Source organism: Pseudomonas sp. SL4(2022), from assembly GCF_026625725.1.
Classification (GTDB): domain Bacteria; phylum Pseudomonadota; class Gammaproteobacteria; order Pseudomonadales; family Pseudomonadaceae; genus Aquipseudomonas.
Genome location: NZ_CP113060.1, coordinates 1,930,898 through 1,953,368, shown reverse-complemented (window position 1 = coordinate 1,953,368; position 22,471 = coordinate 1,930,898). Strand labels below are relative to the sequence as shown.

Sequence of the window (22,471 nt, the reverse complement as noted above, 5' to 3'; positions counted from 1 at the left end):
CCACACGACTAACCCTCCACTCGCACGCTCAAGCCACTCGCGCCCTCGCGCGCGAGGCAGTCTTTAATCAATATTTTATTAACGCGAATTATTTGCAATAATGTTTGCGCTTACTCATGCGCCGCTCTATATCGCAGCGCACCCGCAACCTTTCCTTCTCAGGTCCGGCCAGTATGTTCTTTTCCAGCCCAACCGCTCACACCGCCACGTCTCGCCAGCCGCGCTGGTTGCCGCTGCTCTGCTTGTCACTGCTGACCTTGCTGCCCATCACCAGCTTTGCTGAACAACCGGCTGCCGCCGCACCGAACGGCTCAGCATTGGCGACACCCCAGGCTGCACCAGTAACTGGAGAGACCCCTCAGCTAACAGCTTTGCGGGAAAAAATCGCGGCGTTGGGCGAACAGGCCAGTGCCGAGCAGATCAGCGCTACACAGCAACAATTCATCACGGACAACGGCATTGCCCCCGAGCAGGCTCAGCACCTGCTGACCGCCCTGCAGAACAGCGAGACGCCGCCTGACGCGGCAGCCGATGAGGCCCTGCTGCACGACCTGTCGCCATGGGGCATGTTCCAGAACGCCGATGTCGTAGTGAAAAGTGTGATGATCGGCCTGGTGCTCGCCTCGATCCTGACCTGGACCGTGTGGGTGGCGAAAAGCATTGAGCTGCTCAGCGCCCGCCGTCGTCTGCGTCGTGAGCTGCCCGAACTGAAACGCGCACGCAACCTGCAACAGGCCGCCGACCAGGCACGTGCCCAGCACAGTTTCAGCACCCTGCTGATCGACGATGCCCGCGATGAACTGAACCTGTCCGCCAACAGCAAGCTGAAGGATGGTATCAAGGAACGTGTCAGCTTCCGCCTGGAGCGCCTGGTGGCCGCGTGCGGCAGGGACATGAGCAAAGGCACCGGGGTGCTGGCCACCATTGGTTCCACCGCGCCCTTCGTCGGCCTGTTCGGCACGGTCTGGGGCATCATGAACAGCTTTATCGGCATCGCCAAATCGCAGACCACCAACCTCGCCGTGGTTGCCCCGGGTATCGCCGAAGCCTTGTTGGCCACCGCCCTTGGCCTGGTTGCCGCGATCCCGGCGGTAATCATCTACAACGTCTTTGCCCGCTCGATTGCCAGCTACAAGGCGCAGGTTGCCGACGCTTCGGCCCAGGTACTGCTGTTGGTCAGCCGTGATCTGGACATGCCTACCAGTAACGAGCGCAGTACTGCGCCGCAAATGGTCAGGGCGGTCTGAGACATGGGCCTGCACCTCAACGACAGTGGCGATGACCTCCAGGAAAACCACGAGATCAACGTCACGCCCTTTATCGACGTAATGCTGGTGTTGCTAATCATCTTCATGGTGGCAGCCCCCCTGGCCACGGTTGACGTAAAAGTCGACCTGCCCGCCTCCAGTGCCAAGCCAACACCACGGCCGGATAAACCGATCTACCTGAGCATCAAGGACGACAGCCGTTTATTTCTCGACAACGATCAGGTCGAACCCGCCCTGCTGGGTGCGGCATTGGACAAGCTAACCCAGGCCGACAAGGAAAAGACCATTTTCGTGCGCGGTGACAAGGGCGTCGACTATGCCGACCTGATGACCGTAATGGACAACCTGCGCGGTGCCGGCTACCTGAAGATCGGTCTGGTTGGCCTGGAGACGGTCGGCACACCATGACCCGCTCTCACCGTAGCCTCTTCTGGATGGCCAGCCTGCTGCTGGTGGTCACCTTACACGTTGCCCTGTTTATCTGGGCGCTGTACTGGCACCCGCAAGCCATTGCCGTAGAGCCACCGCCAGCAGCGATGCTGGTCGAACTGCAACCACTGGTTGCTGCACCCAAGCCAACGCCACCGGTGATCCAGCAGCCCGAGCCGGAACCCGAGCCACAGCCCAAGCTGATCGAAGCGCCCAAGCCGAAGCTGGCAGTCGCCCAGCCCAAGCCGAAACCCAAACCGCGCCCCCCCCAGCCGAAACCACAGCCCAAGCCAGCGGAAACACCCACACCGGAAACTGCACAGGCCAGCAACGATGCGGCCCCGGCCCCGGCCGCACAGCAACAGGCTACACCGCGTCAGAGCGCACCCAGTGAGGACCATCAAGCGCGCACCCTCTGGCTGAGCAAGGTACATGCGCACCTGAGCAGCCGCCTGCATTACCCAGATCGCGAGCGGCGGTTCAACCGGATTGGGCATATCCAAGCGGTGACCCTGACGTTCGACGTCAATGGTCGCGGCGATATTCTGCTGGGCAAGATAAAGGCCTCCACCGCGCGCCCATCCTTTGATCGCGATGTGCTGATCCAGCTGCGCAAGGCCAGCCCAGTACCGCGGCCACCGCAGGAGGTGCTGAGCAGTGGCAGCATCAGCCTGGACTTCCCGATCAAATTCGAACTCACCCGCTAAACCTGGCAGCCCGTGCGACCTGCACGGGCTGCCGCTGTAACGCCAGACCTAAATAACGCTATTCTGCTGGGCGAATCCACCACCGGGGCGGTTCAACCACCGTCTCTGCTCTGCCCTGAGGACGCCGCCATGCGTTGCCTGTCTACAGCCCTTATTTCCTCCGTCCTACTCAGTGGTTGCGCCAGCCCACCCCAAGATCCCAGTGGCACCTGGATTAACCAGGCTGCTATCGATGACGCCGTGGAGCGGGGCAACCTGCGCGAAGCCCTGCTGGCCTATGGCCCCAATCTGGAGTGGCAGATCGATGGCCAGCGCCGACTGGCCAGTTTCAGCAATGGTTTTGAACGGGGTGAAGGTACCTTCGAACGCGATAAAACAGGCCCGCTGCGCGTGCATTTCTACGGTGATTTTCAAGAATTACTGAGCCTGAGCAATGGCGAACTGATTCAGGCGCAGAGCGATACCTGGCCGGAGCAGCGCTTTGTCCGGGCACCAGCCGTGCCAGGCGCACTCGCCCCGCCGGGGAGCAGCTTCGAGCAGGCGTTGTATGGCGCTTACCTAGGCGGTACCTGGTTGATCAAGGAAGGCTTGGGGGAAGGTGGTCTGGTGTTGTTCCAGGCCGACGGCAGCGTGCAGGGACTGCCAGGCGCAGAGCGCTATGCCCTGTGTCTGGCAGGTGATTGTGCGGCGATGAGTGGCGAGTTCGACAGCCTCTGGTTGCAGTTGGGCGACCAGGGCCAAAACTGGCTGTTCGAGCGTAAGGACGATGAGCTCCGCGTCTTCGAAGCGCTGAACAGCTCACAGATTGATGAAATGCCGAACTTCTACAAGGGCCAGCAACGCTGGTTGCTGCAACAGCGTTAAGCGCGCTTACGCACCGCTCAAAATTGCCGTGTAACCCTCGCGATAGCTGGGATACTGCGGCTGCCAACCCAGCGCACGGGCGCGGCCATTACTGCAACGTTTGCTACCGGTGCGGCGCACAGTCGCTTCTGCAGACCAGTGGCTGATGTCCAGTTGTTCGCGCAGCCAGGCCACCACCTCATGCAGCGGCGCCGGCTGATCGTCGACGCCAATATAACAATCATCCAGCGCCACACCACGGGCATCGGCTTGCAACAGATAAGCCAGTAGCCCTGCGGCATCATCGACATGGATACGGTTACCGTACAGCGGCGGCTCGCTGACGACTCGATAGCCCTCGCGCACCTGCTTGAGCAGCCATTCGCGGCCTGGGCCGTAGATGCCGGTGAGGCGCACCAGGCTAGCGGGCAACCCACTTCGCAATGCCAGCTGCTCGGCTTCACGCATGATCCGTCCGGAGTAGCTATCGGCTTCTGCGGGAGAGTTTTCATCCACCCATTCACCGAGCTGCTGGCCATACACACCGCTGCTGGAGACAAACAGCAGGCGTTTGGGCCATTGGCCCTGTTGCGCCAGCCAACCCAGCACGCGGCGCAGGCCGTCAACATAGGCCGCGCGGTAACCGGCCTCGTCGTGCTCGGTGGCGGCCGCGCAATACACCAGGTAATCCAGCGGTTCGCTCGGCCAGGCAGCCGGGCAGGCATCGGTATGCAGATCACCGGCTACCGGGCGAATACCCTGTGGCAGCAGCGCCACACTGCGGCGCAAGCCATACACCGTCCAGCCTACGGCGCTTAGCTGCTGACCCAAACGGCTGCCGACATCACCACAGCCGGCGATCATCAGTGTCTTACTCATCGCTGCGTATTCCATAGGATCTGTTGCTCATCAGGGCAACAGTGCCACCAGGCCGGCCTGTTGCACCAGCTCCAACAGCGGCTGTGGGTACACACCGAGGAAGAACGCCAGCAACGCGACGAACAGCAACATTACACCACCCGCCTGCTGTCCCCAATGCAGAGGCGCGTCATGGCGGCGCAGGTTCGGCTCGACCATAAACAGGGTGACCATCACCCGCAGGTAATAGAACACGCCGATGGCGCTGCCGATCACCAGGGCGGCGAGCAGCCACCACTGCTGCGATTGCACGCCAGCAGCGACCACGTAGAACTTGCCGATAAAACCGGCCGTCAGCGGAATACCGGCCAGCGACAGCATCATCACGGTGAGCACGGCAGTCAGGTACGGACGGCGCCAGAACAGCCCACGGTATTCATACAGGGCATCGGCATCACGGCCGCTGTAGGGCGTCGACATCAGGGTAATCACGCCGAACGCACCCAGGCTGGTCAGCACATAGGTGGCCAGGTACACGCCCACCGCCTCCACCGCCAGCCCCTTGCTGGCGATCAGCGCCACCAGCAGGTAACCGAAGTGGGCGATCGAGGAATAACCGAGCAGCCGCTTGAGGTTGTTCTGCAGCAGCGCCAGCAGGTTGCCGAAGATAATCGAGGCGATGGCAATCAAGGTCAGCAGGTCATTCAACCAGCCGCCTGCGGTGGCCGGTGACATCTGATACAAACGCAGCAGCACGGCAAACACCGCAACTTTACTGGCGGTGGCGAGGAAGGCTGCCACCGGCGCCGGAGCGCCTTCATAAACGTCCGGGGTCCACAAGTGGAACGGCACCAGCGACAGTTTGAACGCCAGACCAATCAGCATCATGCCCACGCCCAACTGCGCCAGCATGCTCGGCAGGCCATCGGCGGCCAGCTTGGCGCCGATGCCAGCGAACGTCAGGTTGCCCGACTCGGCATACAGCAGCGCCATGCCGAACAGGAGAAATGCCGAGCCTGCGGCGGACAGCACCATGTACTTGATGCCGGCTTCCAGCGAACGCTTGTTGAAGAAGGCGTAGGCGATCATGCCGTAGGTCGGCACCGACAGCAGCTCCAGGCCGATAAACAGGCCCGCCAAGTGCTGCGCACTGACCAGCACCAGACCACCAGCGGCAGACAGCAGCATCAGCAGGTACAGCTCTTCACGGTTGCCTGGATAGCCCTTGCCGGACTCGCCGCCCAGGTAAGCGTGGATCAGGGTCACACAGGCCAGCGTGGCGGCTAGCACCAGGGCCATGTAGTAGCAGGCGAATTTATCCACCAGCAACAGCGGGGTGACCTCAATCGGCGTCACGTCCAGGGCGGGCAGCAACGACAGCAGGGCCAGGTTGAGACCCAGCACCGAGAGGCCGAAGGTCATGGCGTGATTGCGCTTCCAGGCAATCGCCAGCATCACCAGCACGATGGTGACACTGGTGATCAGCAGCGGCAGCAGCGCAATAAAGTGTTGAGTCGTGAATTCCATACGCTACTTACCGGACCGGAACAGGTTGATTGATTGCACTACCCAGCCACTGCTGCACGCCTTGCATGCTGGCGGCGGAGGTGTCGAGCACCGGCTGCGGATAGACGCCGAGCAGGATCAGCAGCACGGCCAGGCCCAGCACCATGCTCAGCTCGCGCAGCTTCAGACCTGGCAGGGCGCTATCCGCCTTGGCCGGACCGAAGTAGGCGCGGTGAATCATGATCAGCGAGTAGACCGAGCCGAACACCAGGCCAGTTGCGGCAACCACGGTGATCCAAGGCGCACTCTGGAAGCTGCCGATCAGAATCAGGAACTCGCCGACGAAGTTACCGGTACCCGGCAACCCCAAGGCAGCAGCGGCGAAGAACAAGCTGATGGCCGGCAGCCAGGGCATACGCGCCCAGATGCCGCCCATCTCGCGCATGTCGCGGGTGTGCAGGCGCTCATACAGCTGACCGCAGAGGATAAACAGCGCCGCCGCGGACAGCCCGTGCGCCATCATCTGCACCACCGCGCCCTGCAGGGCGATCTCGCTGGCCGAGTAGATGGCGATCAGCACAAAGCCCATGTGCGACACGCTGGAGAAGGCCACCAGACGCTTGATATCGGTCTGTGCGAACGACAGCAAAGCGCCATAGATGATGGCGAACACGCCAAGCCACTGGGCAATCGGCGCGAACTCGGCCGAGGCATTGGGAAACAGCGGCAGGGCGAAGCGCATCAGGCCATAGGCGGCGGTTTTCAGCAGGATACCGGCCAGGTCCACGGAACCAGCGGTTGGTGCCTGGGCGTGGGCGTCCGGCAGCCAGGAGTGGAACGGCACCACCGGGAACTTCACCGCGAAGGCGATGAAGAAGCCGAGCATCAGGATGTACTCGGTGCCGGCGGCCATCTTGGTCTGCAGCAGGTCGGCGTAGTTAAAGGTCAACACGCCGGTCTGGTCGAAATGCACGAACACCAGGCCGAGGATCGCCACCAGCATCACCAGGCCGCTGGCCTGGGTGAAGATGAAGAACTTGGTGGCGGCGTAGATCCGCGTCTTGCCGTCACTGCCGCTATGCCCCCAGAGCGCGATGAGGAAGTACATCGGCACCAGCATCATTTCCCAGAAGAAAAAGAACAGGAACAGGTCGACAGCGAGGAACACGCCGACCACGCCGCCGAGTATCCACATCAGGTTGAGGTGGAAGAAGCCGACGCGGTTCTGGATCTCGTTCCACGAGCAGAGTACGGACAGCACGCCGAGCAGACCGGTGAGGCTGATCATCAGCACCGAAAGACCGTCGAGCGCCAGGTGGATGCTGATGCCAAACCGCTCGATCCACGGCAGCTGGAACTCGACCGCCCACTGCGGCGCAGCACCCGGAGCCGGGGCCAGGCTAAAGTCGCCGGTGGCCCACAGCCAAAGCGCCAGCCCGAACAGCAGGCCCATGGTCAGTAGGGCAATCCAGCGTGGCAGGGTGTTGCCGAAGCGCTCGCACTGCCAGCACAGCAGGCCGCCGATAAAGGGGATCAGGATTAGCCAGGGCAGAATCATCAGGCTGCTTTCCTTAATTCAGAAACAGGAGGACGGCGAGCACCAGAACGGCACCCCCGGCAATCGAAGTGGCATACCAGCGCACCTGACCAGTCTCGCTGCTGGCCAGCAGGGCATTGCCACCCCGCACCAGACGCGGAATCAAGCCAATGCTGCGGTCAATCGGGTCACGCCCGAGCAACCGGCACAGCAACAGGTACGGCTGCACGAACAGCTTGTCGTAGAGCCAGTCGAAGCCCCAGGCGGCGAACCACCAGGCCGACAGAAAGCGCCCCGGTGCACTCTGCGCCACCGCCGTGGCGAAACTGCGCTTGCCGAGGAACAGCAACGCAGCCAGGACGATACCGATGATGGCGATGGCCCCGGAGGCGATTTCCAGGCTGTGCTTGGCTTCACCACCAGCATGGCCAACGCTTTGCGGCAGCACACCGGCCAGCGGCGGGCTGATCAGCGCGCCGATAAAGGTCGACAGTACGATCAGGGTCACCAGTGGCAGCCAGTGAGCCACGCCGTGGCCGGCATGGGCTTCAATCTTCTGCTCGCCATGGAAGGCGATGAAGATCAGGCGGAAGGTGTAGATCGACGTCAGGAAGGCGCCTGCCAGGCCTGCGTACAGCAGCCACTGGTGACCACTGGCAAAGGCTTCCCAGAGGATTTCATCCTTGGAATAGAAACCCGCCGTGATCAGCGGCAACGCCGCCAGAGCAGCGCCGCCGACGATAAAGCTGGCGTAGGCCAACGGCAGTTTCTTCCACAGGCCGCCCATCTTGAAGATGTTCTGCTCATGGTGACAGGCGTTGATCACCGCACCGGAGGCGAGGAACAGCAGGGCCTTGAAGAAGGCGTGGGTCATCAGGTGGAAGATCGCGGCGTCCCAGGCGCCCACACCGAGGGCGAGGAACATGTAGCCGATCTGGCTCATGGTCGAGTAAGCGAGGATGCGCTTGATGTCGGTCTGCACCAGCGCGGCAAAACCGGCGAGCACCAGGGTCACGCCGCCGACAATGCCAACCAACTCAAGGATGTCCGGGGTCAGCAGGAACAGGCCGTGAGTCCGCGCGATCAGGTAAACACCCGCGGTCACCATGGTCGCCGCGTGGATCAACGCGGAAACCGGGGTCGGACCGGCCATCGCATCCGCCAGCCAGGTTTGCAGCGGCAGTTGCGCGGATTTACCCACTGCACCGCCGAGCAGCATCAGCGTGGCGATCCACAGCCAGCTGTCACCTTCCACATACTTCTGCGGCGCCAGTGCCATCAGCTCCTGAATATTCAGGGTGCCCAGATGGAGGAACAAAATGAACAGGCCGATGGCCATGAACACGTCACCGATACGGGTGACGATAAAGGCCTTCAGCGCTGCATTGCCGTTCGGTGTGTGCTTGAAGTAGAAGCCGATCAGCAGGTAGGAGCACAGCCCGACGCCTTCCCAACCGAAATACAGCAGCAACAGGTTATCGCCGAGTACCAGCAGCAGCATGCTGAAGATAAACAGGTTGGTGTAGGCGAAGAAACGCGAATAGCCCTCTTCACCACGCATGTACCAACTGGCAAACAGGTGGATCAAAAAGCCCACGCCTGTAACCACACCCAGCATGGTCACAGACAGGCCATCCAGATAGAGGGTGAAGCTCGGCGCGAAACCGGCCACGCTCATCCACTGCCACAGCACCTGCGTGAACACACCGTTTTCCGGCGGATTGAGGTTGAACTGCACGATCACCCAGGCCGCGCTCAGGGCAGACAGCCCCACCGAGCCCACACCGATCAGTGCAGAGAGGTTTTCGGAGAAACGCCCGCGCGAGAAGGCCAGGAGAAACCAGCCCAGCAGCGGAAATACACAGGTCAGGAATAAAAGGTTCATCCGCGCATCTCGCTGGCAGCGTCGACATCGAGGGTGTTGAAGCGGCGATACAGCTGCAACAGGATCGCCAGACCAATGCTGGCTTCGGCGGCCGCCAGGGTGATCACCAGAATAAACATCACCTGGCCGTCAGGCTGAGCCCAACGGCTGCCAGCCACCACAAAAGCCAGAGCAGTGGCATTCATCATCACTTCCAGGCTCATCAGCACAAAGAGGATATTGCGCCGCACCATCAGGCCAACCAGGCCCAGGCTGAACAGCACGCCGGCCAGTGCCAGGCCGTGCTCCAGGGGAATCGCATTCATGCAGTTGGCTCCTTGGCATCGTGACGACCGAGGTGATAGGCCGCAACCAGCGCACCAAGCAGTAGCATGGAGGCCAGCTCCACCACCAGCAGATAAGGCCCGTACAGGGCGATACCAACAGCCTTGGCATCAACGGTCTGCAAGCCCAACGCTGCGCCACTGGGCGACTCGAACAACACATACAGCAGCTGACCCAGTAACAGCGCCGAAAGCAGCGATGGCCCGAACCAGATACCGGGCGTCAGCCACTGGCGCTCCTGCTCGACCGCTGCCGGGCCGAGGTTGAGCATCATCACCACGAAGACGAACAGCACCATGATCGCGCCGGCATAAACGATGATTTCCAGGGCGCCAGCAAACGGCGCGCCCAAGGCGAAAAAGGTCATCGCCACCGCCAATAGCGAAAGGATCAGGTACAGCAAAGCATGCACCGGATTGCTCGCAGTGATGACCCTGAACGTAGACGCCACGGCAACACCGGCGGCGAGGTAGAACGCGAATTCCATATAGATCCTCTATATCTCCGTAGGAGTCTGTCTAAGCCGTCGTGCGCGCAGCTGAGGCAAGGCGAGAAAAGGCGAGGAAGCGGAGTGTACGTTTGTACATGAGCATTCCGAGTCTGTTTTCAACGCAGCATCAGCGCGCGCAGCAGGCATTAAACGGGCTCCTTAGGGCAGTAAGCCTTTGACGTTGATGGGTTCGGCTTCATTCTGCGCAGCGCCTTTCGGCTTGCCTGCGATGGCCATACCGGCGACGCGGTAGAAGTTATAGTCCGGATTTTTGCCCGGTCCGCTGATCAGCAGGTCTTCCTTCTCGTACACCAGGTCCTGACGTTTGAACTCACCCATCTCGAAGTCCGGGGTGAGCTGGATCGCCGTGGTCGGGCAGGCTTCTTCACACAGACCGCAGAAGATGCAGCGTGAGAAGTTGATGCGGAAGAAATCCGGGTACCAGCGGCCATCGGGGGTTTCCGCCTTCTGCAATGAAATGCAACCCACCGGGCAAGCCACCGCACACAGGTTGCAGGCCACGCAGCGCTCTTCGCCGTCGGGGTCGCGGGTCAGAACAATCCGGCCGCGATAGCGCGGCGGCAGGTACACGGCTTCTTCCGGGTACTGCAAGGTGTCACGCTTGCGAAAGCCGTGACTGAAGACCATGGCCAGGCTGCGCAGTTGGGTGCCGGTACCGACCAGCACATCCCATATGTATTTGAACATTCGGTGGTTCTCCTTACTGGGCCGCGGCCAGCACAAATGCGCCGGTCACCAGCAGGTTGATCAAGGTCAGCGGAAGGCAGAACTTCCAGCTGAAAGCCATGACCTGGTCATACCGTGGGCGTGGAATCGAGGCGCGCAACAGGATGAAGATCATGATGAAGAAGCAGGTCTTCAGGGCGAACCAGAAGAACGGAATCTGCGGCAAGAGGCCGAACGGGCCGTGCCAGCCACCGAAGAACAGGGTTACCAGCAGCGCCGATACGGTCACGATGGCCACGTATTCGCCGACGAAGAACATGCCCCACTTCATCCCGGCATATTCGATGTGGTAACCGTCGGCCAGCTCCTGCTCGGCCTCTGGCTGGTCGAACGGGTGACGGTGAGTCACGGCCACGGCAGCGATAAAGAAGGTACAGAAGCCGAGAAATTGCGGAATGATGAACCATAGGTTCTCCGCCTGATAATCGACGATGTCGCGCATGTTGAAGGAGCCGACCTGGGCCACCACACCCATCAGCGCCAGCGCCAGGAACACCTCATAGGACACCGTTTGCGCCGAGGCACGCAGGGCACCGAGCAGGGCGAACTTGTTGTTACTGGCCCAGCCGGCAAACAGCACCGCATACACCGACAAACCCGCCATGGCGAAGAAGAACAGGATGCCAATGTTCAGGTCGGCCACGCCCCAGTTTGGAGTGATCGGGATGATCGCAAAGGCGATCAGCATGGCCGAGAACGCGATCATCGGCGCCAGGATAAAGATGAACTTGTCGGCGAACGGCGGCGTCCAGTCCTCCTTGAAGAACATCTTGATCATGTCGGCGGCGATCTGAAACATGCCGAACGGTCCGACCCGGTTGGGGCCGTAACGGTCTTGCCACCAGCCCAGCAGACGGCGTTCGACAAAGCTCAGCAGCGCGCCGCAGACCACCACCACCAACAAAATCACGATGGCTTTGAGTACGGCGATCAGCACATCCAGCACATCAGGCGTCAGCCAGCTCATTGCGCGGCCTCCTCAATGCGGGTGACCACACTGCCTGCAATCAGCGCCGGCATGCCCTGCAAACCGACGGGCAGGCCGACCACACCGATGGCCAGCTCTTCAGTGATCTGCAGCGGCAGGCGTAGAGTCTGCCCAGCGACGGTCAGGCTCAACAGCGCGCCGTCATTCACACCCAGACGATCTGCTTCGGCCTTGGCCAGCAGTGCATAAGGTGCAGGAATGCGCTCTTGCAGCGGCGCGGCGCCGGCGGAGGTTTCCTCACTGCCGAACAGGTGGTGCAAGGCCACAGCCTGCAAGGTACCCGGCGCCGGATTGAAGGCCGCTGGCACGCTGAACCAAGGCAACACAGTGCCTTTGGCTTCCAGCAGGCGCACACCGGGGTCACCGGCACGCAAGTGGCCGCCGACTTCGTCCTGGAACTTGTTCCAGGCCTGCGGTGAGTTCCAGCCCGGTGACCAGGCGAAGGGGATCTGCTGACGGTCTTCCTTACTACCCGAATAACCTTCCATGGAGAAGGCAAAGGCCGAGTCTTGATCCTGCGGCTGACGCGGCTCGTGCACACTGATATTGGCGCGCATGGCGGTACGACCGCTGTAACGGTGTGGTTCGCGAGCCAGCTTAAGGCCCTTGATGCGGAAGGTGGCGTTGGGCGCGGCTTCGCCGATGCGGGCCAGCAGGCTGTTGCTGGCCGCGACGGCTGCGGTCACTGCATCCAGCTGGGTCCAATCCAGCGGCTTGCCTTGCAGGGTGCTGTGCAACGCATGCAGCCAGCGCCAGCCTTCGCGAATCAGGATATTGGCGTCGTAATAGCTCGGCTCGAACACCTGGAAGAACCGCTGAGCACGGCCCTCGAAACTGACCAGGGTGCCATCGCCTTCGGCGAAACTGGCCACCGGCAGCAGCAGGTGGGCTTTTTCGCTGGTGGCAGTGTGCTGATGGTCAGCGACGATAACCAGCTTTGCCGCTGCCAATGCGGCATCAACCTGGGCCGCATCGGCGCGGCGGTACAGGTCGTTTTCCAGCACGATCACGGCATCGGCCTGGCCGGACGTCAGCGCCTGCAGCGCCGCATCGACGGACTCGCCACCCAGCAGGGCCAGGCCCATGCTGTTGGCTTCCGGCACCACCAGGCTAATGGAAGCGTCTTTCTCGCGGTTCTTCAAGGCGCTGGCGATGTTGGCGGCAGCTTCGATCAGGCTCTTCTCGCCCAACGACGCACCGGAAACGATCAAGGGTCGCTTCGCGTCCAGCAACGCATCCGCAATCAGCTGCACCAGTTCGACTGCGTCGCTGTCCAGACCGCTGACCGCCGGTGCGCTGGGGTCGATGGCATGGGCCACAGCAAAACCGATGCGCGCCAGGTCGGCCGGTGCAGCATGCACACAGGCCTCAGCCACGTCATCCAGGCGGGTGGCGGTCACGCTGGCGATAAACAGCGGGTTGAGGGCATCCTGCGCGACGTTCTGCACCGCCGCCATGTGCCAGTCCTGAATCTTCGCCGCAGCGGCGATTTCCGTGGCTTTACCCTTAACCGCCTGACGCAGGGCCAGGGCCAGACGTGCAGCAGTCTGGGTCAGGTCTTCACCGAGGATAAACACCGCATCGTGCAGTTCCACGTCCCGCAGGGTCGGCACCGGCAGCGGGCCGTTCTGCAGGATGTCGCGGATCAGGCGGATATTGTCCAGCTCACCCGCGGCGATGCCAGAGTAGTAGTTGGCCTCGCCGACCAGTTCACGCAGGGCAAAGTTGCTTTCCAGGCTGGCGCGCGGCGAGCCGATGCCGATTACGCGTTTACCTTTGAGCAGCTCGGCGGCCTTGTCCAGCGCGGCATCGATGCCGAGCTTTTCGCCACCGCTTTTGTTCAGCAGCAGCGGCTGGCGCGGACGGTCGCTGCGGTTGACGTAGCCGTAACCAAAACGGCCACGGTCACACAAGAAATACTGGTTCACATCGCCGTTGAAGCGGTTTTCGATACGCCGCAGTTCGCCGTAGCGTTCGCCAGGGCTGGTGTTGCAGCCGCTGGCACAGCCGTGACAGATGCTCGGGGCAAACTGCATGTCCCACTTGCGGTTGTAGCGCTCGGAGTGGGTCTTGTCGGTGAATACCCCGGTCGGGCAGACCTCGACCAGGTTGCCGGAGAACTCGCTCTCCAGCACGCCGTCTTCCACGCGGCCGAAGTAGACGTTGTCGTGCGCGCCGTACACGCCAAGGTCCGTGCCGCCGGCGTAATCCTTGTAGTAACGCACGCAGCGGTAGCAGGCGATGCAGCGGTTCATCTCATGAGAGATAAACGGGCCGAGCTGCTGATTCTGGTGGGTGCGCTTGGTGAAGCGATAACGGCGCTGGTTGTGGCCCGTCATCACCGTCATGTCCTGCAGGTGGCAATGGCCACCCTCCTCGCACACCGGGCAGTCGTGCGGGTGGTTGGTCATCAGCCACTCGACGACGCTGGCGCGGAACGCCTTGGATTCTTCATCGTCGATGCTGATCCAAGTGTTGTCAGCGGCCGGCGTCATGCACGACATGACGATGCGCCCGCGCGTATCGTTTTCATCGGTGTACTGCTTGACCGCGCACTGGCGGCAGGCACCGACGCTACCGAGCGCCGGATGCCAGCAGAAGTAAGGGATATCAAGACCGAGGGACAAGCAGGCCTGCAGCAGGTTGTCCGCCCCATCGACTTCGAAATCTTTGCCGTCTACGTGGATAGTGGCCATGGTTCAGGTTTCTTCTTTGCCCACCGAAGCGGGCTTGGCTAATGGAATCACGGTGTGCTGCGGGGCCAGGTGAGTAGCCGCCGCAACGCTAACTTCACGCGGGGACGAATTGCCCCGTCGGTGCCGAAGCCGCCGAACTGGCCACGCCAGCCTCGAACTCCGAACGGAAATACTTGATCGCACTGCCCAGCGGCTCAACGGCGCCCGGTGCATGGGCGCAGAAGGTCTTGCCGGGACCAAGGAAGTTGACCAGCCCCAACAGGGTCTGGATGTCTTCGGCCGTGCCCTGCTTGCGCTCCAGCGCGCGGAGGACCTTCACGCTCCACGGCAGGCCGTCGCGGCACGGGGTGCACCAGCCGCAGGATTCGCGGGCGAAGAACTCTTCCATGTTGCGCAGCAGCGAGACCATGTTGATGCTGTCGTCCACCGCCAGCGCCAGACCAGTGCCCATGCGGGTGCCGACCTTGCCGATACCGCCGGCATACATCAGCGCATCCAGGTGCTCGGGCAGCAGAAAACCCGTGCCGGCACCGCCAGGCTGCCAGCATTTCAGCTTGTAGCCGTCACGCATGCCGCCGGCGTAATCCTCAAACAGCTCGCGAGCCGGGATGCCAAAGGGCAGCTCCCATAGACCAGGGTTCTTCACCTTGCCAGAGAAGCCCATCAGCTTGGTGCCGTGGTCTTCACTGCCTTCACGGGCCAGGCTCTTATACCAGTCCACGCCATTGCCGACGATGGCCGGTACGTTGCACAAGGTCTCGACGTTGTTGACACAGGTCGGCTTGCCCCATACGCCAACGGCGGCCGGGAACGGTGGCTTGGCGCGCGGGTTGGCGCGACGACCTTCGAGGGAGTTGATCAGTGCGGTCTCTTCGCCGCAGATGTAGCGACCGGCACCGGTGTGCACAAACAGCTCGAAATCGAACCCGCTGCCGAGGATGTTTTTGCCCAGCAGGCCGGCGGCCTTGGCTTCCTCGATGGCACGATTGAGATTAGTTGCCGCATCGACATACTCACCGCGCAGAAAGATGTAGCCACGATAGGCCTTGAGCGCACGGGCGGAAATCAGCATGCCTTCCACCAGCAGGTGCGGCAGCTGCTCCATCAGCATGCGGTCTTTCCAGGTGTTTGGTTCCATCTCGTCCGCGTTGCACAGCAGGTAGCGGATGTTCATGGATTCGTCGGCGGGCATCAGGCCCCACTTCACTCCGGTGGGGAAGCCCGCACCACCACGCCCCTTGAGGCCGGAATCTTTCACCGTCTGCACGATATCGGATTGGGCCATTTCGCTCAGCGCTTTGCGCGCAGCGGCGTAGCCGTTCTTCTGCTGGTACTCCTCAAGCCATACCGGCTGGGCGTCGTCACGTAAACGCCAGGTCAGCGGATGGCTTTCCTCGCTGCGGGCGATCTTGTTGGCCGGGCCGATGGAGGTCAGTGTCTTGATGCTCATACGTAGGCCTCCAGCAGCTTAGTGATGCCATTGGCATCAAGGTTGCCGTAAGTATCATCGTCAATCATCACCGCAGGCGCTTTGTCGCAGTTACCCAGGCAGCACACCGGCAGCAGAGTAAAACGGCCATCGGCGGTGGTCTGCCCCGGCACGATGCCGAGCTGATCCTTGATACCCGCCAGCACGCCTTCATGCCCACCGATATAGCAGGTCATGCTGTCGCACACCCGGATGATGTGGCGGCCTACTGGCTGACGGAAAATCTGACTATAGAAGGTGGCCACGCCTTCGACGTCGCTGGCAGGAATACCCAAGATTTCGCCAATCGCATCGGCAGCACCATCCGGCACCCAACCACGGGCCTTCTGCACGATTTTCAGGGCTTCGATCGACGCCGCGCGCGGGTCTTCGTAGTGGTGCATCTCGTGCTCAATGGCCGAGCGTTCGCTTGCGCTGAGGGTGAAACGATCAGTCTGGATTAGCGTGCTCATCATCAGCGGTCCACGTCAGCCATAACAAAGTCGATACTGCCCAGGTACGCAATCAGGTCGGCGACCATGCTGCCGCGAATCACCGAAGGGATCTGCTGCAGGTGAGGGAAGCTCGGCGTGCGAATGCGCGTACGGTAGCTCATGGTGCTGCCGTCGCTGGTCAGGTAGTAACTGTTGATGCCCTTGGTCGCCTCGATCATCTGCAAGCTTTCGTTGGCCGGCATCACCGGGCCCCAGGAAACCTGCAGGAAGTGAGTGATCAGGGTCTCGATGTGCTGCAGCGTGCGCTCTTTCGGCGGCGGCGTAGTCAGCGGATGATCGGCCTTGTACGGACCTTCCGGCATATTGCGCAGGCACTGATCGATGATCTTGATGCTCTGGCGCATCTCTTCCACACGCACCATGCAGCGGTCGTAGGCATCGCCATTGGCGGCCAGCGGCACTTCGAACTCGAAGTGCTCGTAGCCGGAATACGGCCGCGCCTTGCGCAGGTCAAAGTCGCAGCCAGTGGCGCGCAGGCCGGCACCGGTGGTGCCCCACTCCAGCGCTTCCTGGGTGTTGTACTGTGCCACACCGATGGTACGGGCCTTAAGGATGCTGTTCTTCAGCGCGGCTTTCTCGTACTCGTCGAGGCGCTTGGGCAGCCAATCGACGAACTCCTTGACCAATTTATCCCAGCCGCGCGGCAGATCGTGGGCCACGCCGCCAATGCGGTACCAGGCCGGGTGCAGGCGGAATCCGGTGATGGCTTCGATCACCTTGTAGGCGCGCTGGCGGTCAGTAAAGGTGAAGAACACCGGGGTCATCGCACCGACATCCTGGATATAGGTGCCGAGGAACAGCAGGTGGCTGGTGATGCGGAAGAACTCGGCCAGCATGATGCGAATCACGTCGACCCGTTGCGGCACGGTGATGCCCGCGAGTTTTTCCACGGCCAGCACGTACGGCAGGTTGTTCATCACCCCGCCTAGGTAATCGATGCGGTCAGTGTAGGGGATGAAGCTATGCCAGCTCTGACGTTCGGCCATCTTTTCGGCACCGCGGTGGTGGTAGCCGACTTCCGGTACGCAATCGACGATCTCTTCGCCGTCGAGTTGCAGGATGATGCGGAACGCACCGTGCGCCGAGGGGTGGTTAGGCCCGAGATTGAGGAACATGTAGTCCTCATGCTCGCTGCCACGCTTCATGCCCCAGTCTTCCGGCTTGAAGCGCGCCGCTTCTTCTTCATGCTGCTGCTTGGCCAAGGTCAGGCTGAAGGGGTCGAACTCGGTGGCACGCGCCGGATAATCCTTGCGCAGCGGATGGCCTTCCCAGGTCGGCGGCATCATGATCCGCGTCAGATGAGGGTGGCCGCTGAAGTGGATGCCGTAGAGGTCCCAGACTTCACGCTCGTACCAGTTGGCATTGGGCCAGATGCTGGTGACGCTGGGTACATTGAGATCGCCTTCTTTCAGCGCGACCTTGATCATGACATCGCTGTTCCGCTCCAGCGACATCAGGTGATAGAACACGGTGAAATCCGCACTCGGCAAACCACGACGCTGGGTACGCAGGCGCTCGTCGACGCCATGCAGGTCATACAGCATGACGTAGGGGCGCGGCAGGTGACGCAGGAAGCTCAGAACTTCGACCAGCCGCTCGCGGGCTACCCACAGCACCGGCATGCCAGTACGGGTACTCTGTGCGGTAAAGGCGTCAGCGCCAAAACGGGAATTCAGTTCGACGACCACATCGTGGTCGTCAGCCTTGTACGGCGGTATGGACAGAATGCTGTCTGCAGTCATGGTCTCGGTCGCTATCGGTCAACGGCGTCAGTAGGCGGGCTCAATCGAGCCCAGGCTCACACTTCGTCGGGGCTGCGCAGATTGGTCACAGCGATGCGCTGCTCGCGGCGCTGTTCTTTCTGCGAAGGCATATCGGCACGGTAAACACCCTGATCACCGACGACCCAGGACAACGGCCGGCGCTCCTGACCAATGGATTCCTGCAGCAGCATCAAGCCCTGCAGAAAAGCCTCGGGGCGCGGCGGACAACCGGGAATATAGACGTCGACCGGCAGGAACTTATCGACCCCCTGAACCACGGAGTAGATGTCGTACATACCGCCAGAGTTAGCGCAGGAGCCCATCGAGATCACCCACTTGGGCTCCAGCATCTGCTCGTACAGGCGCTGGATGACCGGAGCCATCTTGATAAAGCAAGTGCCGGCGATGACCATGAAGTCCGCCTGGCGTGGGGAGGCCCGGATCACTTCTGCACCGAACCGGGCCACGTCATGCGGCGCAGTAAAGGCGGTGGTCATTTCCACATAGCAGCAGCTCAGGCCAAAGTTGTAAGGCCACAGGGAGTTCTTGCGCCCCCAGTTCACTGCACCATTGAGTACATCGGCTAGCTTGCCCATGTAGATGTTTTTGTGGACTTGATCATCTAGCAGCGGGTCGGAAACAGTCTCCCGCTCGCCGACCGGATAGCGCTCATTCGGCGCATCCGGATCGATCCGAGTAAGTTTGTAGTGCATCGCCAAAGCCTCATTGTTTTAGCTTCGCCTGCCGCTCGCGACGGCCTTGAGGTGCCCAATCGAGCGCCCCAATCCGCCAAAGGTAGACAAGACCTGCCAACAGAATTGCTATAAAGATTGTAGCTTCGATCAGACCAGCCCAGCCGCTTTCGCGCACTGAAACGGCCCAAGCGAAGAGAAAGAGGGCTTCAACGTCGAAGATCACGAAGAGCATCGCGACCAAATAGAATTTGGCTGACAGGCGCAGACGCGCGCTGCCGACAGGCAACATGCCGGACTCAAAGGGCTCATTCTTGCTACGGCCCCAGGCTTTGCTACCCAGCAGGCTGGACAGGCCGAGCATGAACGCAATAAGGCCGAAGACCCCGAGCATGAAAACAGCAAAAGCCCAGTTATGGGACATGGTCGTAACTACATCAGGCATGCCGGTACTCCCTGTAAAAGGAACGGCTTCTATAATTTTATTGTTGCGAGCTTAGGCCAGTGGCGCTCGCCAAGTATGGACGCAATTCTATTCGTACAGCACGCTAGTAACCAAATATTTTATGTTCACAAAGCGACATCAACGCGTAGCCAATCGTCAAATCGCCTACAGCGCATCATATAGTTGGTTCGATTGAATACAGCCGCTATGCTTGGCCGCATCTCAATGGATAAAGACTATGACCCTCACTGAACTGCGCTACATAGTCACCCTCGCTCAGGAACAGCATTTTGGTCGCGCGGCCGAGCGGTGCCACGTCAGCCAGCCCACGCTGTCCGTAGGCGTCAAAAAACTTGAAGACGAGCTGGGCGTACTGATCTTCGAACGCAGCAAGAGCGCAGTGCGCCTGACGCCGGTTGGTGAAGGTATCGTCACCCAGGCACAGAAGGTGCTCGAGCAAGCCCAAAGCATCCGTGAGCTGGCTCAGGCGGGGAAAAATCAGATGGCGGCCCCGCTGAAGATCGGTGCGATCTACACCGTCGGCCCTTATCTGTTCCCCCACCTGATTCCGCAACTGCACCGCGTCGCACCGCAGATGCCGCTGTATATCGAAGAGAACTTTACCCACGTGCTGCGCGACAAACTGCGCAATGGCGAGCTGGACGCAATCATCATCGCCCTGCCGTTCCATGAAGCCGATGTGTTGACCAAACCGTTGTATGACGAGCCATTCTTCGCCTTACTGCCGGCAGGCCATCCCTGGGCCGAGATGGACAGCATTGACCCCAAGCTGCTCAATGACAAGAGCCTGCTGCTGCTAGGCGAAGGGCACTGTTTCCGCGATCAGGTGCTCGAAGCCTGCCCGACCCTGCGCAAGGGCGGCGAAGATAGCGCCAAACACACAACCGTCGAATCCAGTTCGCTGGAGACCATTCGCCACATGGTTGCCTCAGGTCTTGGCGTATCGATCCTGCCGTTCTCCGCAGTCGACAGCCACCACTACGCGCCCGGCGTGATCGAAGTACGCCCACTCAGTCCGCCGGCACCGTTCCGCACCGTGGCGATTGCCTGGCGCGCCAGCTTTCCAAGGCCCAACGCCATTGAGGTGCTGACAGATTCGATCCGCCTGTGCTCGGTGGCACGCCCACAATCCAAGAACAACTAAGGCCAGAGAATGACCGAGTTGGCCGCGGTTCCGGTTACCGCGCTCAAGGGAGTAGGCGCCGCACTGGCCGAAAAACTGGCCAAAGTCGGCCTGGAAACCTTGCAAGATGTGTTGTTTCACCTGCCGCTGCGCTACCAGGATCGCACCCGCATCGTGCCAATTGGCGCGTTGCGCCCCGGTCAGGACGCCGTGGTGGAAGGCATAGTCGCCGGCGCCGATGTGGTCATGGGGCGGCGCCGTAGCCTGCTCGTACGCCTGCAGGACGGCAGTGGTACCCTCTCCTTGCGCTTCTACCATTTCAGCCAGGCGCAAAAAGAAGGTCTCAAGCGCGGCACCCAGGTGCGCTGCTACGGCGAAGTGCGCCCAGGTTCCTCGGGCCTGGAAATCTATCACCCGGAATACCGTGCGCTGTCCGGCAGCGAACCGATTGCCGTAGAACAGACCCTGACGCCGATCTACCCGACCACCGAAGGCCTGACCCAGCAACGCCTGCGTCAGCTCAGCGAACAAGCCCTGGCGCGCCTCGGCCCGCACAGCCTGCCGGATTGGCTGCCGCGCGAGCTGGCTGACGAGTACCAGTTAAGCCCGCTCGACCAAGCGATCCGCTATTTGCATCGACCGCCACCAGATGCTGATCTGGACGAACTCGCCGAAGGCCGCCACTGGGCCCAACATCGCCTGGCCTTCGAGGAGCTGCTGACCCACCAACTGTCTTTGCAGCGCCTGCGTGAAAGCGTGCGGGCGCAACAGGCGCCGGCGCTGCCCCTGGCGCAAAGCCTGCCGCAGCAATACTTGGCCAACCTGGGATTTACCCCCACCGGTGCACAACAGCGCGTCGGTGCGGAAATCGCCTACGACCTCAGCCAGAGCGAGCCAATGCTGCGCCTGGTGCAGGGCGACGTCGGTGCCGGCAAGACCGTGGTCGCCGCCTTTGCTGCACTGCAGGCACTGGAAGCCGGTTATCAGGTGGCGCTGATGGCGCCTACCGAAATTCTTGCCGAGCAGCATTTTCTCAATTTCAGTAAATGGCTCGCGCCATTGGGTCTGGATGTCGCCTGGCTGGCCGGCAAACTCAAGGGCAAGTCCCGCGCCAGCGCGCTGGAACAGATCGCCAATGGTGTGCCCATGGTGGTCGGCACCCATGCGCTGTTTCAGGAAGAAGTGCAGTTCCAGAAACTCGCCCTGGTGATCATCGATGAACAGCACCGCTTCGGCGTACAGCAACGCCTGGCACTGCGTCAGAAAGGGGTGGGCGGGCGCATGTGCCCGCATCAGTTGATCATGACCGCCACGCCGATCCCAAGAACCCTGGCCATGAGTGCCTACGCCGACCTCGATACTTCCATCCTCGATGAACTACCGCCCGGACGCACCCCGGTGAACACCCTGGTGATCGCGGACAGCCGCCGCCTTGAAGTCATCGAGCGGGTTCGCCTGGCCTGCAACGAGGGGCGTCAGGCCTACTGGGTATGCACGCTGATCGAGGAGTCCGAAGAGCTGACCTGCCAGGCAGCCGAAACCACCTTCGAGGATTTATCGGCAGCGCTCGGCGGCCTGAATGTTGGCCTGATTCACGGGCGCATGAAACCCGCGGAAAAAGCCGCCGTCATGGACCACTTCAAACAGGGTCAACTGCAATTACTGGTGGCCACCACGGTGATCGAAGTCGGTGTCGACGTGCCCAACGCCAGCCTGATGATCATCGAGAACCCCGAACGCCTCGGCTTGGCTCAGTTGCATCAACTGCGTGGCCGGGTAGGCCGTGGCAGCGCCGCCAGCCATTGCCTGCTGCTCTATCACGCGCCATTGTCACAGCTGGGCCGTCAACGCCTGGCGATCATGCGCGAAACCTGCGATGGCTTCGTGATCGCCGAAAAAGACCTGGAGCTGCGCGGACCGGGCGAGATGCTCGGCACTCGCCAAACAGGCCTGTTGCAGTTCAAGGTCGCCGACCTGATGCGTGATGCCGACCTGCTCCCCGCTGTGCGTGATGCAGCCCAGGCATTGCTGGAAAATTGGCCTCTGCACGTCAGCCCGCTGCTTGAGCGCTGGTTGCGCCACGGCCAACAATACGGACAAGTATGACTCCGACCCGCGGGCGTTTCGTCGGCAGATGCGCCTGAAACGGCGCGGACTCGCAGAACA

The 22,471-nt window shown here is 61.4% G+C and carries 20 protein-coding genes; 6 read left to right on the top strand and 14 right to left on the bottom strand.

Annotated elements, in window-relative coordinates; translation table 11 throughout:
* The first annotated feature begins 173 nt into the window (after window positions 1-173).
* From exbB to OU997_RS09335, 4 genes are all read left to right on the top strand, one after another.
* Window positions 174-1,247, top strand: coding sequence for a tonB-system energizer ExbB (gene exbB, locus OU997_RS09350; protein WP_108488507.1), 1,074 nt, complete (start codon window positions 174-176; stop codon window positions 1,245-1,247).
* Between the two features lie 3 nt (window positions 1,248-1,250).
* On the top strand, window positions 1,251-1,676 hold the full coding sequence (exbD, locus tag OU997_RS09345; protein ID WP_267809726.1) for a TonB system transport protein ExbD: 426 nt from the start codon (window positions 1,251-1,253) through the stop codon (window positions 1,674-1,676).
* A complete protein-coding gene (locus OU997_RS09340; protein ID WP_267809725.1) occupies window positions 1,673-2,404 on the top strand; it encodes an energy transducer TonB family protein in 732 nt (243 codons plus the stop codon). Before exbD ends, OU997_RS09340 begins: the two co-directional genes overlap by 4 nt.
* A 129-nt stretch (window positions 2,405-2,533) precedes the next feature.
* Complete coding sequence (locus tag OU997_RS09335; RefSeq protein WP_267809724.1) at window positions 2,534-3,268, top strand: hypothetical protein; 735 nt, start codon at window positions 2,534-2,536, stop codon at window positions 3,266-3,268.
* A 6-nt stretch (window positions 3,269-3,274) separates the two neighbouring features.
* Here the strand turns inward: OU997_RS09335 and OU997_RS09330 are convergent, their stop codons facing one another.
* The 14 genes from OU997_RS09330 to OU997_RS09265 form a co-directional block, all read right to left on the bottom strand.
* Window positions 3,275-4,126: an SDR family oxidoreductase gene (locus OU997_RS09330; RefSeq protein WP_267809723.1), complete on the bottom strand. Its 852-nt coding sequence runs from the start codon at window positions 4,124-4,126 to the stop codon at window positions 3,275-3,277.
* Between the two features lie 30 nt (window positions 4,127-4,156).
* On the bottom strand, window positions 4,157-5,632 hold the full coding sequence (gene nuoN / locus OU997_RS09325; RefSeq protein ID WP_108488502.1) for an NADH-quinone oxidoreductase subunit NuoN: 1,476 nt from the start codon (window positions 5,630-5,632) through the stop codon (window positions 4,157-4,159).
* A gap of 7 nt (window positions 5,633-5,639) precedes the next feature.
* Complete coding sequence (gene nuoM / locus OU997_RS09320) at window positions 5,640-7,169, bottom strand: NADH-quinone oxidoreductase subunit M (RefSeq protein WP_267809722.1); 1,530 nt, start codon at window positions 7,167-7,169, stop codon at window positions 5,640-5,642.
* 13 nt (window positions 7,170-7,182) lie between these two features.
* Entirely contained in the window at window positions 7,183-9,033 is a 1,851-nt protein-coding gene (nuoL, locus tag OU997_RS09315; protein WP_108488500.1) for an NADH-quinone oxidoreductase subunit L, read from the bottom strand.
* Window positions 9,030-9,338 (bottom strand): NADH-quinone oxidoreductase subunit NuoK, encoded by a 309-nt coding sequence (nuoK, locus tag OU997_RS09310; RefSeq protein ID WP_108488499.1) that lies wholly within the window; start codon window positions 9,336-9,338, stop codon window positions 9,030-9,032. The genes nuoL and nuoK overlap by 4 nt, the downstream gene beginning before the upstream one ends.
* Window positions 9,335-9,844, bottom strand: coding sequence for an NADH-quinone oxidoreductase subunit J (gene nuoJ / locus OU997_RS09305; RefSeq protein WP_108488498.1), 510 nt, complete (start codon window positions 9,842-9,844; stop codon window positions 9,335-9,337). The genes nuoK and nuoJ overlap by 4 nt, the downstream gene beginning before the upstream one ends.
* A gap of 162 nt (window positions 9,845-10,006) precedes the next feature.
* Window positions 10,007-10,555 (bottom strand): NADH-quinone oxidoreductase subunit NuoI, encoded by a 549-nt coding sequence (gene nuoI, locus OU997_RS09300; RefSeq protein ID WP_090379713.1) that lies wholly within the window; start codon window positions 10,553-10,555, stop codon window positions 10,007-10,009.
* Window positions 10,556-10,568: 13 nt separating this feature from the next.
* A complete protein-coding gene (gene nuoH / locus OU997_RS09295) occupies window positions 10,569-11,561 on the bottom strand; it encodes an NADH-quinone oxidoreductase subunit NuoH (RefSeq protein WP_108488497.1) in 993 nt (330 codons plus the stop codon).
* On the bottom strand, window positions 11,558-14,278 hold the full coding sequence (nuoG, locus tag OU997_RS09290) for an NADH-quinone oxidoreductase subunit NuoG (protein WP_108488496.1): 2,721 nt from the start codon (window positions 14,276-14,278) through the stop codon (window positions 11,558-11,560). Before nuoG ends, nuoH begins: the two co-directional genes overlap by 4 nt.
* A gap of 94 nt (window positions 14,279-14,372) precedes the next feature.
* On the bottom strand, window positions 14,373-15,728 hold the full coding sequence (nuoF, locus tag OU997_RS09285) for an NADH-quinone oxidoreductase subunit NuoF (protein WP_267809721.1): 1,356 nt from the start codon (window positions 15,726-15,728) through the stop codon (window positions 14,373-14,375).
* A complete protein-coding gene (gene nuoE, locus OU997_RS09280) occupies window positions 15,725-16,225 on the bottom strand; it encodes an NADH-quinone oxidoreductase subunit NuoE (RefSeq protein WP_177479947.1) in 501 nt (166 codons plus the stop codon). The genes nuoF and nuoE overlap by 4 nt, the downstream gene beginning before the upstream one ends.
* Window positions 16,222-18,003: an NADH-quinone oxidoreductase subunit C/D gene (nuoC, locus tag OU997_RS09275; RefSeq protein WP_108489145.1), complete on the bottom strand. Its 1,782-nt coding sequence runs from the start codon at window positions 18,001-18,003 to the stop codon at window positions 16,222-16,224. Before nuoC ends, nuoE begins: the two co-directional genes overlap by 4 nt.
* 56 nt (window positions 18,004-18,059) lie before the next feature.
* Window positions 18,060-18,737 carry a NuoB/complex I 20 kDa subunit family protein gene (locus OU997_RS09270; RefSeq protein ID WP_108489146.1) on the bottom strand — a complete coding sequence of 226 codons (678 nt, stop codon included), beginning with the start codon at window positions 18,735-18,737 and terminating at the stop codon, window positions 18,060-18,062.
* Window positions 18,738-18,747: 10 nt separating this feature from the next.
* Window positions 18,748-19,161 (bottom strand): NADH-quinone oxidoreductase subunit A, encoded by a 414-nt coding sequence (locus OU997_RS09265; protein ID WP_108489147.1) that lies wholly within the window; start codon window positions 19,159-19,161, stop codon window positions 18,748-18,750.
* A 238-nt stretch (window positions 19,162-19,399) separates the two neighbouring features.
* Between OU997_RS09265 and OU997_RS09260 the strand changes: the two genes are divergently transcribed.
* Both OU997_RS09260 and recG read left to right on the top strand, forming a co-directional pair.
* Window positions 19,400-20,326: a hydrogen peroxide-inducible genes activator gene (locus tag OU997_RS09260; RefSeq protein ID WP_108489148.1), complete on the top strand. Its 927-nt coding sequence runs from the start codon at window positions 19,400-19,402 to the stop codon at window positions 20,324-20,326.
* 9 nt (window positions 20,327-20,335) lie between these two features.
* Window positions 20,336-22,411, top strand: coding sequence for an ATP-dependent DNA helicase RecG (gene recG / locus OU997_RS09255; RefSeq protein ID WP_267809720.1), 2,076 nt, complete (start codon window positions 20,336-20,338; stop codon window positions 22,409-22,411).
* Window positions 22,412-22,471 lie beyond the last annotated feature (60 nt).

Bases quoted from the DNA above. Each gene is read 5' to 3' on its own strand.
- OU997_RS09340 (WP_267809725.1), top strand. From the start codon at position 1,673: ATGACCCGCTCTCACCGTAGCCTCTTCTGGATGGCCAGCCTGCTGCTG.
- OU997_RS09335 (WP_267809724.1), top strand. From the start codon at position 2,534: ATGCGTTGCCTGTCTACAGCCCTTATTTCCTCCGTCCTACTCAGTGGT.
- exbD (WP_267809726.1), top strand. From the start codon at position 1,251: ATGGGCCTGCACCTCAACGACAGTGGCGATGACCTCCAGGAAAACCAC.
- nuoN (WP_108488502.1), bottom strand. From the start codon at position 5,632: ATGGAATTCACGACTCAACACTTTATTGCGCTGCTGCCGCTGCTGATC.
- OU997_RS09260 (WP_108489148.1), top strand. From the start codon at position 19,400: ATGACCCTCACTGAACTGCGCTACATAGTCACCCTCGCTCAGGAACAG.
- nuoI (WP_090379713.1), bottom strand. From the start codon at position 10,555: ATGTTCAAATACATATGGGATGTGCTGGTCGGTACCGGCACCCAACTG.
- nuoK (WP_108488499.1), bottom strand. From the start codon at position 9,338: ATGAATGCGATTCCCCTGGAGCACGGCCTGGCACTGGCCGGCGTGCTG.
- OU997_RS09270 (WP_108489146.1), bottom strand. From the start codon at position 18,737: ATGCACTACAAACTTACTCGGATCGATCCGGATGCGCCGAATGAGCGC.
- nuoM (WP_267809722.1), bottom strand. From the start codon at position 7,169: ATGATTCTGCCCTGGCTAATCCTGATCCCCTTTATCGGCGGCCTGCTG.
- nuoL (WP_108488500.1), bottom strand. From the start codon at position 9,033: ATGAACCTTTTATTCCTGACCTGTGTATTTCCGCTGCTGGGCTGGTTT.
- nuoJ (WP_108488498.1), bottom strand. From the start codon at position 9,844: ATGGAATTCGCGTTCTACCTCGCCGCCGGTGTTGCCGTGGCGTCTACG.
- OU997_RS09265 (WP_108489147.1), bottom strand. From the start codon at position 19,161: ATGCCTGATGTAGTTACGACCATGTCCCATAACTGGGCTTTTGCTGTT.
- nuoC (WP_108489145.1), bottom strand. From the start codon at position 18,003: ATGACTGCAGACAGCATTCTGTCCATACCGCCGTACAAGGCTGACGAC.
- nuoF (WP_267809721.1), bottom strand. From the start codon at position 15,728: ATGAGCATCAAGACACTGACCTCCATCGGCCCGGCCAACAAGATCGCC.
- OU997_RS09330 (WP_267809723.1), bottom strand. From the start codon at position 4,126: ATGAGTAAGACACTGATGATCGCCGGCTGTGGTGATGTCGGCAGCCGT.
- nuoH (WP_108488497.1), bottom strand. From the start codon at position 11,561: ATGAGCTGGCTGACGCCTGATGTGCTGGATGTGCTGATCGCCGTACTC.
- recG (WP_267809720.1), top strand. From the start codon at position 20,336: ATGACCGAGTTGGCCGCGGTTCCGGTTACCGCGCTCAAGGGAGTAGGC.
- exbB (WP_108488507.1), top strand. From the start codon at position 174: ATGTTCTTTTCCAGCCCAACCGCTCACACCGCCACGTCTCGCCAGCCG.
- nuoG (WP_108488496.1), bottom strand. From the start codon at position 14,278: ATGGCCACTATCCACGTAGACGGCAAAGATTTCGAAGTCGATGGGGCG.